Origin of the sequence: Mobiluncus mulieris (assembly GCF_014204735.1) — a bacterium.
GTDB lineage: Bacteria > Actinomycetota > Actinomycetes > Actinomycetales > Actinomycetaceae > Mobiluncus > Mobiluncus mulieris.
Genome location: NZ_JACHMA010000001.1, coordinates 617,644 through 633,648 on the forward strand (window position 1 = coordinate 617,644; position 16,005 = coordinate 633,648).

A 16,005-nucleotide genomic window follows, 5' to 3' on the forward strand; every position below is an offset into this window, starting at 1 on the left:
AAATCAGGGGGTGATATGGGCGAATTTTCCGATTAGGAACCCCGTCACCGCGCCAGCCGAAGCCAGTACTATCACCGCCACCAACACGGAGATAATCGTGCCTTTAGCCTTAGCAGCCCACTCAGAATGCCCATTACGCGCCGATACTGCCCACACCCCAGCGGCTATAATCAACGCACACGTTAACCCCAGAAGCCCAAAACTCATCACCCCACCAGCGACTTTGAACCACTTAGCTGGAAGCCACGAAAAATCCGGCCCCACCAGGGGAACCAACACTGACACGACACCACCCATCACTCGACACCTTTACCGACACTAGACACAGCAGAGATACGTGACGACGAGACAGGAAGCTGAGATGAACTAGCCACCACAGACCCGGCAGCCGCCACCGGGGGCGGTGGAGACGACGCGGCAGGAGACGCGCCAGAGCTAGGGCTAACCTGGTTTACAGAAACCACCGTATGCCCCGCTACACCACTAACACCCTGTGGTTTACTGGTGGGAGCCGCCACCGGGGGCGGGGGAGACGGCGCGGCAGAAACGCTAGACACAACCGCAGACCCACTATTAGACAGTGAAACCGGTACGGGAACCTGCGGAGGAACCCCGCCACCGCGATTTCCGCCACCAGAAAACGAAACCGTAGAGGAAGTAGAGACAGCAGAATCTACCGGGAGAACACCAGCGCGCGGTGGAGTATTACCCGACACGCCACTACTACTAGAAACCCCGCCTGGTGTTTTAGCGTTCCCACCCGTTACGGATGTGTTGGACACACCAGAGGAACTAGTGGTTTGCTTCACTACCGGCGGGGAACCGCCCTGGGTGGAGGCAGACGCGCCGGGCGCGGCGGGTTTAATAAGTGTTTTACCCGCCGAGTGGATAGCAGTGTTTGTACGCCCTACCGCGCGACCCACCGCCGCGCGGCCACTATTTACCAGATGCTGATCCAGCCCGCCGATAGCGGTCTCACCGAGGAAATCGAAGAACCGGAAAGCCATGAAAGGCACCACAAGGGCAACCACAATCATCACTATCGCCATCATGAAAATGAACATTCCTCTAATGTCACCTACCCAATGCGCGTTAGCCATCATTGATAAACCCACCGCGAAAACCAAGGCTATACCGAATTTGGTAAACAGTAACGCGACAAAAACAGTACCCCACTTACGCGGCCACGCCGAGGTAGGAGACCACACCATCCCTGCGATAGCTACCGGCCCGGTAATCAACACCAGTATCAACAACATGTCACGTAGCACTATCACCGCTATTAGTACGGTCATCGCGAACAGCATGAAAAGCCCAAGTAGTATAGTCATAATCAACCCGGTTATAACAATCAAACTGGAACCAGCAGACCCAGTGAATTTTATGAACCAAGAAGCCGGGCCGTTCGTATCGAAAACCTCTAAAAGATTAGAAACCGCTTTAGAATTATCCTTCAAAGCGATTCCTAAAGTTTTCACAGACAGTGAATCTACCGCGAGGGCGGCCGTGTTAGCGAAAGGCACCAATAATGCTGTGCCCACAATCGCTGTGATAAACGCCTTACACGCTTCCACCACGCCGGTGATCTGTTGCATTTTTATGGATGTAGATACCAGCTGTAACGCCAGAAAAGCAATACATAACAACGCCCCCAAACCAAACATGCGGGAATACCATTCCAAAATCCCTGGGTTAGTTAAATCCGCTGAGGTGAAGACCGTGAGACTCGCCATGACCTTGATAAACATCGAAGTCATACCCATGAGAATAGCCTTAGCAATAAACTTTATTATCATCGTGACTAGGGTAGGTATAATCCCCATAATAAAATTAAACATCGCTAAAAGCGGGTTTTTTAGGAACTCTAAAACATTTGGTATCCCTCCCGGGGGCGCGGGTGAGTCTGGGTCAAAAGGCACCAGTGAAAGAAACTCAATCACCGTAGGTAGTATCACATTAGCCATATGCCTTCCACCTCCCAGTTTTTCTTACTCCCGGTTTTAGTGTTTATCGCAACCCCCCAATGTTGTTCTTGCAGCTGCGCATCCTCAGGGGCTTGCCCTGACTGTGTAATGTTTTTACTAGTGGTCACCTCACACACCTGTAGCCCCAAAACAGTTTGAGGCCAAAACATGGCATCGTATTTCTGTGCGCCCCAAAAAGCAGAAATATCGTCTAATTCCATCGGTTTAGTCGCAACCACGTTTTGAGTCACTTTCAAACCTTTATCCTTGATTTCTTTACCCCAGTCTTTAGAATCAAGCCCGGTGTATTGCCAAAAATTAGTGCGCATCCCTTCAAACCAAGGGCTATCCCACTGGGAAGACTTAGACGTAGAGAGATGTTTTAGCCACTCGCTACGTATCCTGTCGCGCCCCAAATCCACCATGTCCTGGTCGAGAGACATAGCCTCCACCACCCACGGAGCAACATCCTTACAAGTGTCTACCCCGTCTTGATCTGGGGGATAAAACAAGCCCGTAGTATCCCGGCGTGGGAGCACTGCTTTACGGGAATACGATTTGGGGGTTTTCGCCTCATCACCCGGAATGACACCTTTCATCCCCACAGCTGGTGGCTCCACCAACCCAGAAGCACCCCCACCAGGCGTTGGTGCCTCTGGACGAATCGGGGTTTTAGTCGCGGGAATACGCCCCCCGATAGCCGACCCGGTAAGAGACACGCTAGGCGTGGCTTGTTGGTTGAAAAACATAGAAAACACCACCGACCCCACCGCCCCGATGGTTAGTAAACCCATCAACAGGAGGGTTTTATGTTTAACGAGAAAACTTTTCATCAGCCTTTTTCCTTCCACTAGAGAAGTTCTTGTTATTTATTTACTGTTCCGCGCCACCGGATTCCCCGGTCGGCTCCGGCGAAGACTAGGACGGGGGATGGTAGCCTGGCGGTACGAAACGGAAATACTGCGGGCCAGTCCCATGCATCCTTTGAACTACCACCGCGACCGAGATAGGCTTGCCCGGGAACGGTGCGTGAATCATTTTGCCACCACCGATATACATCGCCACATGTTCATCACTAGGATTCCCATACCCCCAATAAATCAAATCCCCCGGCTGAGGATCACTAACCTTCAACCCCGCCCGGTATTGCGCACCAGCAGTACGCGGAATCTGAATCCCCACCTGGGAATACACATACTGGGTGAAACCCGAACAATCCAGGCCAACCCCCGGCCTGGTACCACCCCATAAATACGGCACACCCAACTGGGAGTGACCCGCTGCGAGTAGCGCCGCGCTATTCGGGTTTTCACCTGTCGCCTCCGCGCCGAGCGCGCCGACATCAAATTGGGATCCGCTTCCCGGCGCGCCTGTCCCCTGATGGAGCAAAGCCGCGAAACCGAGGAAAGCGGTTTTCGCAGCACTACCAGCAGGTAAAACATCCATCACCGCGCCAGCCGCGCCTACACCCCCGGCGGTCATCATCCCCCCGACCAGCAGCGGCGTGGATAAGGCCAACGTCACCGGCGCAGCCACCATCGAGCAGCCCGCTACTGGCCCGAACAGTAGCATGAACATCACGACTATAAAACCCACCAGGCGACGATTCGTTCTATGTTGCTTGTCACGTTTACGCCGTAACTGACGAACCTGATGAACCCGGCGAAGTATTTTCAACACTTTCGCGACTTTCGCGGCCTTCCCCGCGCCCGCCGCGACTATCACAGGTACAGGCATAAAAAACACCCTTCACAAAAACAGTACATTTCATTTTCTTTTGCGTTAAACACGCAGCTCTTTTTTGTGTGTTGTTCAACTTAGAACATCACGAGATTCGCACCAGGCGGGAAAAAGATAGGGGTATCCCCACAGGAGGTCTTGTGGGGATACCCCTAGATTGTTCCCCTAACGGGTTTATCCCACGAGATGATGGTGTTGCCTACGACTCAAAACCATAAGCACCAGACCAGCAGCGAGAAACAGCATTGACACGCGACCTACCCACGGGCTCACGCCCGTCTTAGCTAGACCACCGTCCCGCCCCGCGCCTCCCGAAGAGGAATCATCAGGCGTGATTACGAGGGTTTCACTATCAGCCCCGCAATCACCCTGGGCAAGTATCTTTCCTTCTCCGTCATACACGGTTTCCTGGAAGTGATACTGCCCCGAGATTCTGGTTTTAAACTCGCCAGTCTTCAACGTAGCCGGGGTAAACGGTGGAACCTTCAACTTCTCAGAAGTCCACACCGGAACCTGACAGGTTTTCGCCTCACCAGCCTGGTTGTAGAACAGTTTCACCACCACATAGGAATCCTTCGGGAACGCGCCCTCCAAGTAAACCAAGTCATGAATCGGATCCCCAACATGTTTACCCTTCGGGGCTTGCGCAACAGTCCACACCCGGCGCGGCTTCTCAACCTTCACGGTCTCTGAATCCTCACCACACTTACCCTGGGCAATCAGCTTCCCGTGACGGTCAAACACGCTTTCACGGAAATGATACTGACCATCCATAGTGGTTACATACGGATTCGTGGCGTAACGCCAAGGAGAACGAGTGAGCAGAATATTGCTAGAAGTCCAAATCGGCTTCCCACAAGTCTTCATCTCACCAGATTGGTTGTAGAACAAATCCACTGTCGCATACGCACCCTCAGGTACTGTGCCTTCCACAATCAGAAGATCATGAATCGGTTTACCCACCAGCTTCCCCTCAAGTGCTTGCGCCTCAGTCCGCACCTTCAACTTCGGCGCGGGAGGCGTAGAAGGAGGCGTACCCGGCGTAGGAGGAGTAGAAGGAGGCGGTGGGGGAGTCCCCGGAGGCGTACCCGGCGTAGGAGGAGTAGAAGGAGGAGGCGGGGTACCAGGCTTCTCAACCTTCACGGTCTCTGAATCCTCACCACACTTACCCTGGGCAATCAGCTTCCCGTGACGGTCAAACACGCTTTCACGGAAATGATACAAGCCCTCTTTCTTAGTAGTAAAAGACCCGGTAGCATACTCCCCAGCGCCACGATTAAGCATTACCTTAGCGGAAGTCCACACCGGTTTACTACAAGTCTTCGCTTCGCCAGATTGGTTGTAGAACAAATCCACTGTCGCATACGCACCCTCAGGAATTTCACCGTCCACAATCAGAAGATCATGAATCGGATCCCCAATATGCCTACCATTCGGAGCCTGGGCTTTAGTGTGAACCCTCAACCCTGGGTGTCCCGGGGGATACACCCAAGTGTTCTCACCCGCGTCACCAATCTCACCTTCCCACAACACGTTACACACGCCTTTAGCCGGAGCAGGAGGCTGCGCGTCAGGTTTAGGCTTAGACCCAGTATCCAAGTCTTTCACAGGCTCGGACACGAACGTTACCATAGCAGAACAAGACTCAGCGTAGTTAACCGGCTTGCCATCTACTAAAACCTCAGCAGATAACTCGTAGCCACCCACCTCGTCAAGGCTCCACTCAGGACCCTCCACGTGAGCAGGAGACGCGCCCGTAACCAAAACCGGTTCAGACTTTATCTCTTTACCCGAAATGTTGTGACGCAGCTTGAATACCACCTCAATCTTGGGAGGCTTCTTAACAGCCCGGACACCCCCGGCGGTCACCCTCGCCTGGGTTACCCCACGCTCCACCTTACCCGACACCCCAGAGTTACCGGATTCATCGACCCTACCAGCCCGAACTACAGGCTTAGACCCGCTAACAGTATCACCAGCACTGTTTTTATCCTTGTCCTTACCTAAAGTCACAGACTCAGGTTTAGGCTTCAACAGTTGGGCAGAACGCTCAGCAGTTTCACCACTCGCCGCGCCCGACGCGCCGCTACCAGTAGTGCTACCACCAGCACCAACCCCGGGTTTAGTCCCGCCTCGGTTAGCACCGGGAACAGTACCTGGAGTGATACCCGCCAGAGTAGCCTCGTAACGCACCGTGGCCTGGCCTTTAACTTTTGAGCCTTTCACAGGAGCGAAACCATCCTCAGTAGTGAGAGACGCGACAATATCCGCACCATTAACCACGTTGATACTACCCCGCACAGTATCGAAACTCGCCGAGTGAGTCGCTAACACCTTACTATCAGGCCCATACAACGTGGAGTGAATCTGGTGAGAACCAACGCCAGGCGCAGGAATCTTCGCGCCAACCGTCTGAATATTACGCTCTTTATCCACTTTCACGCGCATAATCTGACCCGAATCCGGGATAGACACCTGAAAGACGGAACCCTCAGGAATAGCACCCGAATGTTTCACCTTCACCTCAAGCATCTCGCCCACACGCGGACACCCGAACCCGGTATGGAATACCCCGACCTCTATCTTGGGTGGCTCGGCCTTCTCCGGTGCCACCGGCGGATTAGCACTATCAGGTTCCGGATCAAACCCCAACCCAGCACACGCCGAAGGATCATCTTGCGGTTTCACCAGTTTCGCCTTCCAATAGTAATAACCCGGACTGGCCGCCACCACTTCCCGTGATGGATAAGTACCCACCCCGTTATACTTTTCCCGTGAAGGTACCCGTTTAAACAGATACTTCTCAGTCGCGACAGGGGTATCACCCGGCTCGAACGGGCCATAAGCCTCGAACACGAAACCCGCGCCCTTCCAATAACTCGGAGGCTGTCCCGTCACTATCGCAGTGTCACGGAATGGTTTACCCACCTCCGCACGGTGATCCGCGCGGGTAACCACCGTGGGCTCAACCCGATCTACCATCACCCATTCGTAAATATCATCCGTACGAGAGATAAACGGAGCCACCCGGTGATCACCCTCAAACGACACCACGAACACGTAATAACCCGGATCCTGGGGACGGAACTGCCTATCAAGGAAACCTTTAGCGCCTTCCATACCAGCTGTCTCATCAGCCCAGCCAACACCCTCGACCTCACGGCCACCAGCCAACACACGCTCGCCAACCACACCATTACGCGCCGGAATCTTCACCGAATTCACCTTCGGCTCACTATTCTTAGACGGATCCGTAGTCAAACGCCACCGCAAATCATCACCAACCGGATTATCATACGGACCATACAACGTGACATGCATCCACGGGTTATCCGCACCCCAACAAGGATTCAAACCCTTAAACTCAGGGTGATCACTAGGAAGCCCATCAATCGTAATCCGATCAATCGCAGCCCCATTACGATTCACATTACGCTCTTTAATCTCCGAAGACACCTGCGGCTCAAACCGGTTAGACGTAGTCTCCTCACACTGCATCGGCTGGTCTTGCCAACCAGACTCAATCCACTCAGAATGCGGACCAGACTGCGGACCAACCTCCCACACCCACGTGTAGAAACCAAGATGACGCACCCGCACCGCCTGATCCATCGACAGTGTGTAACGCCCCGGCCCGTAAGCCGTAATCTGACGAGTCGCTTGCAACTCCATACCAGCCATAGACGAACCCTTCGGCAACGGCCTGGTACCCACATAATACAGCTTCCCAGTAAACGTCACCGGCACATACTCACCCGACTCGTCTTTCAACCACAAACCATTAGCCGAATACGCATCAATAGAATCAACCAACAAATCCTCATGCGTATAAGCCGGATCCTTATGCTGACGACGACCCGACAAATCAACCTCACCCCAATGGCGAATCACCGTATCAGTCGAATAATCATAATAATCAGGGAGAGGAATATCCTCAACCTGATTCGAATTCGTAACATGACGATCATTACCCGTAATACGCGGATCATTACGATTCGTCAAATACCACTGCACATGCGAATACGCCTGGGGACGGAACTTCACCACATGAGACTCCTGCGCCTCACCAAAATCAGACTGAAACACCTCAGTATCAAGATTCTTAACCGTATGAGCCGGATGCCACGCCTTCCGCATCTCCACAGTCCACGTATAAAACCCAGCCTTCGGAGCCGCCACACTAGGCGTGTTCTTAACCTGGCCAGCACCATCAAACTCAAGCGTAAACCGCGACACCAAATTAGCACCCGCCGGTGGCCCGCCAGGCTGCTGCCTAATCGGCGCAGCATAAGGCCCCCACAAAGAAACCTCAGCCTTCAACACCGTCTTATGCGTAACAGTCTTCTTCTTACCATCATCACCAGTAAGCTCCTCCTCCCAAGTCGGCCAACCATTCGGACCCTTCACCCGGGAAGTCACCGCATCCACAAGCGGCGAACCCACAGACACAATCTCCGTATTCCGCGTCGTCGTAAACTCCACCTCAGTAGACTTCTCGGTTATTTTCTTATCCGGTATTGATGGTTTTGAGCCTTGACTGGCTGATTTGGTGGGGTTAGCGAAGAATAGAGGCTGGGCACGCCCCGACACTGGTTGCACATACCACAACTGGTTATCCGGCAAATCAAAAGCCTCAACATTCACGGTGATTTCCCCGCCACCTTTACGCTTAATAGCCACAGCTGCGGGCTGGGCACCAGAAACAAATTCACGAACCTTACCATTAGTCTCCGGGAAAACCGCGTTAGAAGACGTGATAGTAACCTTCATCTTCGCACCCGGATACCAAGAAGAACCAGCCGTGACACCCAGATTATCAACCCGACCAACCACGCCATCCTTAACCGGAACACCAGCCATATTAGGCTCAGCAACCTTCAAAGGCACCTCACCAAAATCATTAGCTTCCTTTGCCCACTTTGCGGCCGTGTCCGCTGCGGGGCGGTACGTCACCGTCTCCGCCATATGGTCATCCCAAACACCCTCAATACGGTACATAGCGATTTTCGTTATCGAAACTGTAGTCGGATCACTAGAACGGCCATACTTAGACAACAAGAAAGCTATCCGTTTCGCCATGCTCGGGGTGCCAGTGAAATTCTTCCAAACATTTCCCTTAGCCAGATACCTACCCTGCCAGGTAGAAGCCGGAACAGGAGCATGATACGCACCACCTTTCGGGCCAGGCAAATCATCACGCATCGCACAATACCCGTAAAACTTCTGCCCAGCCGACACAGTGGAATAATTGTCATACCACCACCAGCTAACAACCGGAACATGAGTTTCCTCAGACCAGGTAGCAGCACCCACCCCGCCAGGCGCAGACACCGCCGGAGTCACCAAACCGGAAACCAGCAAACCAACCACACCAGCCACGGCCATCAAACGCCCCACAATATCGACACGCCCCAAACGCCCAACACGGCGGGAAACAGCCTTCACTACCGGACTGCGACCCGAGTCACAACCCGAAGCCTTCCTCCAAAACAACAACCTAGTAAACAAAACAAGAATCCTTCCATTTTCGTATCCAACACCCGCCCCGAACGAGGCGGCCTACTATTTACTGTCCACCACCCCCGATTTCCGCCACCCCCAGCACCCGCACACGAACAACGCACCACACTAAAACAAGCAACAAAACAAGCAAACCCAGTAACACCAACAAAAAACCACCTATGATACAGTTACAAGAATCACCGGAAACTAGGGGGTGTTGATAGGTAAACAGCTAGCTTTCCATACCGAAATGAAATACAATTAAAACCGTAGATAACCGTATTGGTCAGCCAACACCATGTAGGCCCTACACCACTAACGAGGCAGGCTCTGAAGACGCTCCCAGTAGGCTAAACAAACGGAGTACATGGTGCAACCAGTAGAAGACTGGTTTCGTTACCCCAACAGTAACAACACGCCCAACACTGGCGTGACCCAACCAGAACGGAGAAAATATCATGATACACGCAATCTTTAAACCCAGAATGAAATGGGCAACCAGCATCACTACTATCGCCACCACCCTCGCCCTGACACTCACCCCTAGTATCGCAAACGCGGTGCATAATCCAGATTCCGGAAACAGTGACGGCAAGTATCAGATAACGCGCATATTCGGGTCTGACCGGTATCATACCGCGTGGAAGATTGCCAGATCCGTGTTTAAGAATGAGTTCAATCCGCAGGGTCGGGTGATGAAAAAGATTTATGTCGCGTCTGGCGACAATCCCGCTGACGCGCTCGCCGCCTCCAACCTCAAAGACGGAGCCTTATTACTCGCCCCGCCACGCCTGAGCCCCGAACATGGCGTAACCTGGGAACAAGCGACTTATATAGGGTTGGCCGTTGAGCCTGGTGTCACTAGTGTTACTGTGCTCGGGGGACAAGGCGCTGTAGAAGACAGAGTCGTAAGGCACAGTTTAGGGAACGCTGGTGTTAGTCTACCGGTGAACCGTATCTACGGGGCGAACCGGTACGAGACAGCCGCGCAAATCGCCAAACAAGCCTATCCCAGCGGAGTCAAGAAGGTCTACTTAGCGCGTGGCGACAATCCCGCTGACGCGCTCGCCGCCTCCAACCTCAAAGACGGGGCCTTATTACTTGCCCCACCAAACCTAGACAACCCCGGTGTCACCACTGTGGTTAGTGACGCTATCAAGACTCTTGGCGCGTCTAGTGTCACCGTGCTCGGAGGACAAAGCGCTGTCCCTGACAGTGTGATACAAGCACTCACCACGCTACCAACCAGCCGGATAGCCGGAACCGACCGGTACGAGACAGCCGCGCAAATCGCCAAACAAGCCTGGCCTGGCGGAGTCAAGAAGGTCTACTTAGCGCGTGGGGACCAGCCCGCTGACGCGCTCGCCGCCTCCAACCTCAAAGACGGACCACTACTGTTAGCCTACCCAGACAAGCAAGCACCAGTAACAGTGTTGAACCTGTTGAAAGAATGGAAAACCAGCACCCTCACCCTACTCGGAGGCGAAAAAGCACTACCAAACAACACAACAGTCACACCAGAAGAAGCCAACAAGATAGAACAAGCCAACAAGATAAAACAACAGGAAGAAGAAAAAAAAGAATACGCATTAAAAGAAAAGGATGTGACAGAGCAAGATAAAGAAGAAATCGCACATTATTTTATAGAATATCTAAACCAATACCGAGCAGAATCAGGATTAGCGCCCGTAGTCTACAGTAGTGAAATTAGTAGATTTGCACTCGATGTGCATCAGAGTATTATGAGAAGCACTAATGGTTTTGACGAGCATCTTCGCGATATAGACACAGATAGAATGCCTGATGGTATCTTCAATGGAGAAAACCTTGCTAGCTGCGATTTATGGAAACATCCACTAGGTTGGAAACGGTATGCGGCAATACAGCTACTAGAAAGCTGGAAAAATTCACCAGGCCACAATGAAATAATGCTACAACCTAATAATCATCGTGCAGGTTTAGCTCTTTATAGGGAAATTGAACACGGTTATGAGTGGTTGGAGGGCTACGCCCTGTCAGCCGCGCTAATTGTTGCGCGGTAGCGGCGTTGAGTGGAACTACTTAGTCTTGCTAGCCGCAACAGGTGCAACCAGTAGAAGACTGGTTTCGTTACCCCAACAGTAACAACACGCCCTCAAATGTGAAGAGCCACTTTAGCGACATCAATATCAACTAGCCCCACCACATGTCTACCGGGGTGGGGCTAGTCGGAGTTGGTGTTGTCGATGAATGTAAGGATTAGTCCGATAGCAAGACCGACGAGGCTGGGGATAGCGAGGAGCGTGGTGAGTGCGGCAAACATTACATTTCCTTTACCTGTAGGATGGTGACTCTTTTTATTACTATTCCCCTCGGGTTGTGGTTTTTTGTTGCCGCTAGGGTAGGGTTCACAGTTCCACCCCCGGATTCTCTGGTAGTGTCACCGTCACCTCCTGACCAGGGGGAGAGGAACCTGCGGGGGGATTCGTTTGTCGTGCTGGAACCATCCCTCGTAGGAAATGTTTCCGGCCTGGTCGTAGTTGATAACCGCCGGGCCGTCTATGCGGTGCAGCCGTCCACTCTGGTACCACTCCTCGCAGCGAACCTGCCCAGCCTGGTCGTATTCGACTATTGCCGGGCCATCATCGCGATCCAGCTGGCCGTGTTGGTAGTATCGGAAGCGGCGGGGATGCTCGGACTCGTCGTATTCGACTATTGCCGGGCCGTCCACACAGTGAAGGACACGGGCAGCGTCGTAGAAGGAAATTTTTGCTATGCGACCGTTTTTGCGGGTAGTCCATTTTAGTGTCCCATCACGGTAGGATACTACGGTTTCACTGGTGGAACCATATTTCCATACCTCGGTTTGTGTACCGGTTTCCGCGTCGTGGAATAAGCGGTGTTCAGTGCCGTAGTCGTCGGTGAAAGTGGAGATTACTGGGGTACTCATAGTTGTTTGCGGCGTGTTTCTACATGCTGAGGTTCTCACTCACCGCTAACGCGGCGGGGGCGAGCGTGGGTGTGTTGTTTTGCTGGTATTGGCTCATCCGGGAGGGCTGGAAACCTGTCCACATGTCGATGGTTTGGCCTTGCGGGCCACAGATTTCTACTATCGGAGCGCGCTTAATCCCTAAAGCTTGCCAACGCCGGGCGTATCGGGCTGCGTCGTGTTCCTCGAAAGAAATGCCATGCCGGGTCATGTAGTTACGTGAGGCTTCACATTGAACACAGTTTTCTAGAGTGAAAATTTTTATCCTACAGTTTGTTTGCATTCTTTATCACCTCACGGAGGTAGGGTCGAGAGTTGGGGTGGTGAGTATCCCGTTTTTAAACCACGCCTCCGACGCGACCTGCCCGTCCTTGTCATACAGCGTTAATGCCGGGCCATCCTCGCGATGTAGTAGCCCGTAGCGGTACCATTGCTTGCTCCTGACGTGGCCGTTTTGGTCGTAGTTGATGACCGCCGGGCCGTCTATGCGGTGGAGTTTTCCGCAATACCACCAGGATTCGTGTTGCACCTGACCGGTGTCGTAGTAGGACACTTCCCGGTTTCCGTCAATGGTTTTCATAACACCACCCCCGACGCGGCACTCTGTGTTGCCGGCTGATAGGGGGCGGGGGCGGGTGATTGTTGTGGTGTCCACTGTGGGTTTGTCGGTGCTAGTGGGTGCCAGGATTCGTAAGAAATCTGCCCCACCATGGCGGCTTGTTCCCTGAAATAGTTATCTACCTCAGCGACTAGCTCCATGGGTACGAGACGCACTTCACGTGAATCACCCCAGGTGCAGATCATTTCACGCCGCTTGGTATCCAAATACATGTTCGGGCCGCCGAGTTCCAGGGTGACTAGTACCGAAGTCATTTTAAAACCAGCGTCGAGCCGGTACTCGACATCCAGAGCATCAGCCAGCACTTCATCGAGATACTTAGGCTCCCCCTCGCCTTTGTATATATCCTCGTTTTCGTAATAGTCACTGTAGTCAGTTTCAAGAGCCATGAACTTGTCCATGAACTTGTTCATATGATTTTTAATCAGCCAGGTGTCATTGTCACCACGAACGTAGGCTGCTAGAGCCTCGACTTGTTCCGGGGTGGAATCCTCACTGGTGAAAGCCTCATGAAACCGGGCAAGCCTTTCTTCGTATTGTTCCAGTTCAGGAAGCCACGGCCAGGCTTCTAGATTCAAATAGGCTCGCTCAGGGTAAGTGAGTAGCCTTTCGTATTCTTCACGGATTTCAGGCGTGTTTTCAGGCATTATTTTTCCTTCCACTAGAGAAATGTTCTTACCTAGTACTGTGGGAGCCTCCCGGTTTCCGGGTTGAGGAAACCCCGATATTTTCTGTTATCAGTTCGACACGGTTATGAGTAGCTCCTTGCTTATCAACCCATTTCGTGGATGACAGATACCCAGTGACCACCAACGGCATATCACGGGATAACCCAGCGGCCTGGATAGCTAAATCCCCCCACGCCACACACTTCAAATACAGAATCCGGCTAGGCGCTGGCGGGTTAGAAGCCAACGTGAAAGAAGTAACAGGCACCCCCGCCGGTGTTACCCGCCTGTCTGGCGTGTCACTAACCCGCCCGGTAATCAACAGATGGTTCACACCGAATCACCACCTTGACTAACCCGCGCTAAAGCCTGAAGCCAAGCCCACGTATCCTGCGGATTCTTTCCATTCGGTTTGGGATGCGCAGCAAACCAGGCACGTGTTTCGATGCTTAAATCCTCTACAGGGGTTTCCACAGTACTTTTCACAGAACTTACGAAACCTGGAGAGTCACACCGGTGCAATTCTCTCTCAACCCTGGAAGGGGTTGAGAGAATTGCACTATTATGGTCACCACTGAGTTCCACACGGCGTGACCTGCGAATACACGCGGTTTTTGTTTTTAAAAGCGCCAATCGCCGCGCCGTCGCCACCCGCCGCGCAGCCCAAGCCTTATCCCTCTGCTTCCACGCCTGAGAAATCAAATCCAGTAAAACCCGTTTCATAATCTGGACATATCCCGGTAGGGGTCTACCATCCCGAATCTCACCTCTCGTCCACCTGATAACACCAAGACCTTCCAGAATCGCCATACACCGTGAAGTCCACTTCTCCGACAAGCCAGCCGCCTGGGCGACCTGCCACACCGTCACCTCTAAACCAGTACGGCCAGAACGAGCCACCAACGCTCCCAAGGTAGAACGCACGCCTTGCCACTCGGCACCCGCAAAGGCACCCCACCCGCCGCGCGCGAGGGAACGAAACAACACATACACCGGGGTTTCCACACTAAAACTCATGAACACCAGCGCCTTTCGGAACCCGAGTAATAACCCCGGTAATAAAACCCGCCACCCGATAAAAACAACCGGCGCTACTACGAATGAACTGTAAACAACCCGTATTACAAAGCTCTTCAACAATCCCTGAATCTAACCCCAAATCCGAGGCCACCACCGAGACCGGTATCTTATCCCTAGTCCGGTTTTCCGAAATCCACCCCAGAACCTTGACCAGCCCCATAAAACTAGGCCCTGAAAGATCCTTAAATACCTGTAAAGTACAGATTTCTGGTGAAACATAAATCACTACACATCCTCCTTAACTCGTGATTCCTCTGCGATAATTTCCGCTAACAAATCCAACAAATCTTTTTGCTCATAAACCCCGGCAATAGTTTTGATAGAAGCCGACCGGCGAAGACCCGCCCGATCCGGCCACGACCTCGTAAGCATCTTTCTGTCAAACACGCCCTGGTTACGCATAATCGTGTACAACAACGAACCCGTGGGCTGATCCCTGGAACCAACCGTGATTTTCCACCAGCAATACGCCACCGCTGGGTCAATCCCCAGACACTCCGCCTCGAACTCCCACGCGGCTTTACACACCCCATAGTTGTTAGAAACCATGTTGCAAGCCAATATCAACGAAACATTACGCTCACACGCCAAGCGCGGAATACCCTGCCTCACCAAGGCGCGGATAAACTCTCTGATAACCGGACCGAACTCCACCAGGTTGAAATCCGCACGTCGCCCAGACGGGGGAATCAAAGGCTCCACATTCAACATATCCAACTCGGCAGAATCACCTACCGGCGTGTAACGCACCACCCCCGGCAGGTTCCTCCTCCCACCCAGACCGCTAGAAGAATCCATGTGCCACGCGCGAATCATCTTGTTACGCGACACCGACAACACATACCCCCAACCAGGACGACTCACCCCCAAGAATTTCTCAGTGTTTTCCACCAGCCAAGCCCACGCCACCACCGACAAGTCATAACGAACCTCAGATACGGATTGCGACGCGGGACACATAGCCCGCGCAATTTTCACCACCCGCCGCCAAGCCTCCTTCTGTAACGCAGCACCAACCGCCACACCCACAACCGAATCCCAACCACCCGGTGTGGTAACCACCGCCTCAAGCCAAGTCACCAGCCCTAAATCTGTTGAAACATCCGCACTATCAGCCAAAACACGCTCAAACGCCGCGCGGTTATACAACACCGCATCCACCGAGCGCTCCGCCAAGATCAGCTCCGTCACTTGCTGCAACCTCCCGAAGAGGAATCAAAGTACGAAATAAAAACAGGAGCAGCCCCGAGCTTGAACCACACTCGGGGCCACCCCTGTCGCCGCGAGAAAGGCCAATCGCGGCACCCGGCAGAGTGAACCGGGAAACTCATGAACCAGTTTTTGGATAAAAACATATTCCCAGACCTTTCAGACTCTTACATCTTTCCGGTCTGGGGAATATGTACTACACTCTATAGTACTTACCCATTTTCATTTCTACTTTAATCAGGGGTTTTGAAATGC

At 52.9% G+C, this 16,005-nt stretch carries 14 protein-coding genes; 1 reads left to right on the forward strand and 13 read right to left on the reverse strand.

The window, feature by feature from the left end; genetic code table 11:
• Positions 1–3: 3 nt before the first annotated feature.
• From F4555_RS02805 to F4555_RS02825, 5 genes are all read right to left on the reverse strand, one after another.
• Complete coding sequence (locus F4555_RS02805; RefSeq protein ID WP_004015061.1) at positions 4–297, reverse strand: hypothetical protein; 294 nt, start codon at positions 295–297, stop codon at positions 4–6.
• Positions 297–1,823, reverse strand: a complete 1,527-nt coding sequence (locus tag F4555_RS02810; protein WP_147286459.1) for a TrbL/VirB6 family protein — start codon at positions 1,821–1,823, stop codon at positions 297–299. Before F4555_RS02810 ends, F4555_RS02805 begins: the two co-directional genes overlap by 1 nt.
• Positions 1,824–1,951: 128 nt before the next feature.
• Positions 1,952–2,797, reverse strand: coding sequence for a hypothetical protein (locus tag F4555_RS02815; protein ID WP_115325460.1), 846 nt, complete (start codon positions 2,795–2,797; stop codon positions 1,952–1,954).
• A gap of 85 nt (positions 2,798–2,882) precedes the next feature.
• Positions 2,883–3,701, reverse strand: coding sequence for a C40 family peptidase (locus F4555_RS02820; RefSeq protein WP_115325459.1), 819 nt, complete (start codon positions 3,699–3,701; stop codon positions 2,883–2,885).
• A gap of 177 nt (positions 3,702–3,878) precedes the next feature.
• The gene (locus F4555_RS02825) at positions 3,879–9,212 is read right to left on the reverse strand and encodes a hypothetical protein (protein WP_147286458.1); all 5,334 of its coding nucleotides are present in this window, start codon (positions 9,210–9,212) and stop codon (positions 3,879–3,881) included.
• Between the two features lie 452 nt (positions 9,213–9,664).
• Here F4555_RS02825 and F4555_RS02830 point away from each other — a divergent pair, with 452 nt between their 5' ends.
• Positions 9,665–11,248 (forward strand): cell wall-binding repeat-containing protein, encoded by a 1,584-nt coding sequence (locus F4555_RS02830; RefSeq protein WP_115325457.1) that lies wholly within the window; start codon positions 9,665–9,667, stop codon positions 11,246–11,248.
• 383 nt (positions 11,249–11,631) lie between these two features.
• Here F4555_RS02830 and F4555_RS02835 read toward each other — a convergent pair whose 3' ends face one another.
• From F4555_RS02835 to F4555_RS02870, 8 genes are read right to left on the reverse strand one after another with little or no spacing between them, the layout of a single operon-like run.
• Positions 11,632–12,135: a toxin-antitoxin system YwqK family antitoxin gene (locus F4555_RS02835; RefSeq protein ID WP_115325456.1), complete on the reverse strand. Its 504-nt coding sequence runs from the start codon at positions 12,133–12,135 to the stop codon at positions 11,632–11,634.
• 19 nt (positions 12,136–12,154) lie between these two features.
• A complete protein-coding gene (locus F4555_RS02840; RefSeq protein ID WP_115325455.1) occupies positions 12,155–12,457 on the reverse strand; it encodes a glutaredoxin domain-containing protein in 303 nt (100 codons plus the stop codon).
• Positions 12,458–12,463: 6 nt separating this feature from the next.
• Positions 12,464–12,754: a toxin-antitoxin system YwqK family antitoxin gene (locus tag F4555_RS02845; RefSeq protein WP_115325454.1), complete on the reverse strand. Its 291-nt coding sequence runs from the start codon at positions 12,752–12,754 to the stop codon at positions 12,464–12,466.
• A complete protein-coding gene (locus F4555_RS02850) occupies positions 12,751–13,440 on the reverse strand; it encodes a hypothetical protein (RefSeq protein ID WP_115325453.1) in 690 nt (229 codons plus the stop codon). The genes F4555_RS02845 and F4555_RS02850 overlap by 4 nt, the downstream gene beginning before the upstream one ends.
• Positions 13,441–13,468: 28 nt before the next feature.
• Positions 13,469–13,795 carry a single-stranded DNA-binding protein gene (locus tag F4555_RS02855; protein ID WP_004014497.1) on the reverse strand — a complete coding sequence of 109 codons (327 nt, stop codon included), beginning with the start codon at positions 13,793–13,795 and terminating at the stop codon, positions 13,469–13,471.
• Positions 13,792–14,478, reverse strand: coding sequence for a hypothetical protein (locus tag F4555_RS02860; RefSeq protein ID WP_115325452.1), 687 nt, complete (start codon positions 14,476–14,478; stop codon positions 13,792–13,794). Before F4555_RS02860 ends, F4555_RS02855 begins: the two co-directional genes overlap by 4 nt.
• The gene (locus F4555_RS02865; RefSeq protein ID WP_115325451.1) at positions 14,468–14,767 is read right to left on the reverse strand and encodes a hypothetical protein; all 300 of its coding nucleotides are present in this window, start codon (positions 14,765–14,767) and stop codon (positions 14,468–14,470) included. Before F4555_RS02865 ends, F4555_RS02860 begins: the two co-directional genes overlap by 11 nt.
• Positions 14,767–15,732, reverse strand: a complete 966-nt coding sequence (locus tag F4555_RS02870; protein WP_115325450.1) for a hypothetical protein — start codon at positions 15,730–15,732, stop codon at positions 14,767–14,769. The genes F4555_RS02865 and F4555_RS02870 overlap by 1 nt, the downstream gene beginning before the upstream one ends.
• Between the last annotated feature and the right edge of the window lie 273 nt (positions 15,733–16,005).

What these genes read in the sequence shown, in the direction of transcription:
- F4555_RS02845 (WP_115325454.1), bottom strand. Translation starts at nt 12,754, where the DNA reads ATGAAAACCATTGACGGAAACCGGGAAGTGTCCTACTACGACACCGGT.
- F4555_RS02830 (WP_115325457.1), top strand. Translation starts at nt 9,665, where the DNA reads ATGATACACGCAATCTTTAAACCCAGAATGAAATGGGCAACCAGCATC.
- F4555_RS02810 (WP_147286459.1), bottom strand. Translation starts at nt 1,823, where the DNA reads ATGGGGATTATACCTACCCTAGTCACGATGATAATAAAGTTTATTGCT.
- F4555_RS02815 (WP_115325460.1), bottom strand. Translation starts at nt 2,797, where the DNA reads ATGAAAAGTTTTCTCGTTAAACATAAAACCCTCCTGTTGATGGGTTTA.
- F4555_RS02805 (WP_004015061.1), bottom strand. Translation starts at nt 297, where the DNA reads ATGGGTGGTGTCGTGTCAGTGTTGGTTCCCCTGGTGGGGCCGGATTTT.
- F4555_RS02840 (WP_115325455.1), bottom strand. Translation starts at nt 12,457, where the DNA reads ATGCAAACAAACTGTAGGATAAAAATTTTCACTCTAGAAAACTGTGTT.
- F4555_RS02860 (WP_115325452.1), bottom strand. Translation starts at nt 14,478, where the DNA reads ATGAGTTTTAGTGTGGAAACCCCGGTGTATGTGTTGTTTCGTTCCCTC.
- F4555_RS02820 (WP_115325459.1), bottom strand. Translation starts at nt 3,701, where the DNA reads ATGCCTGTACCTGTGATAGTCGCGGCGGGCGCGGGGAAGGCCGCGAAA.
- F4555_RS02850 (WP_115325453.1), bottom strand. Translation starts at nt 13,440, where the DNA reads ATGCCTGAAAACACGCCTGAAATCCGTGAAGAATACGAAAGGCTACTC.
- F4555_RS02835 (WP_115325456.1), bottom strand. Translation starts at nt 12,135, where the DNA reads ATGAGTACCCCAGTAATCTCCACTTTCACCGACGACTACGGCACTGAA.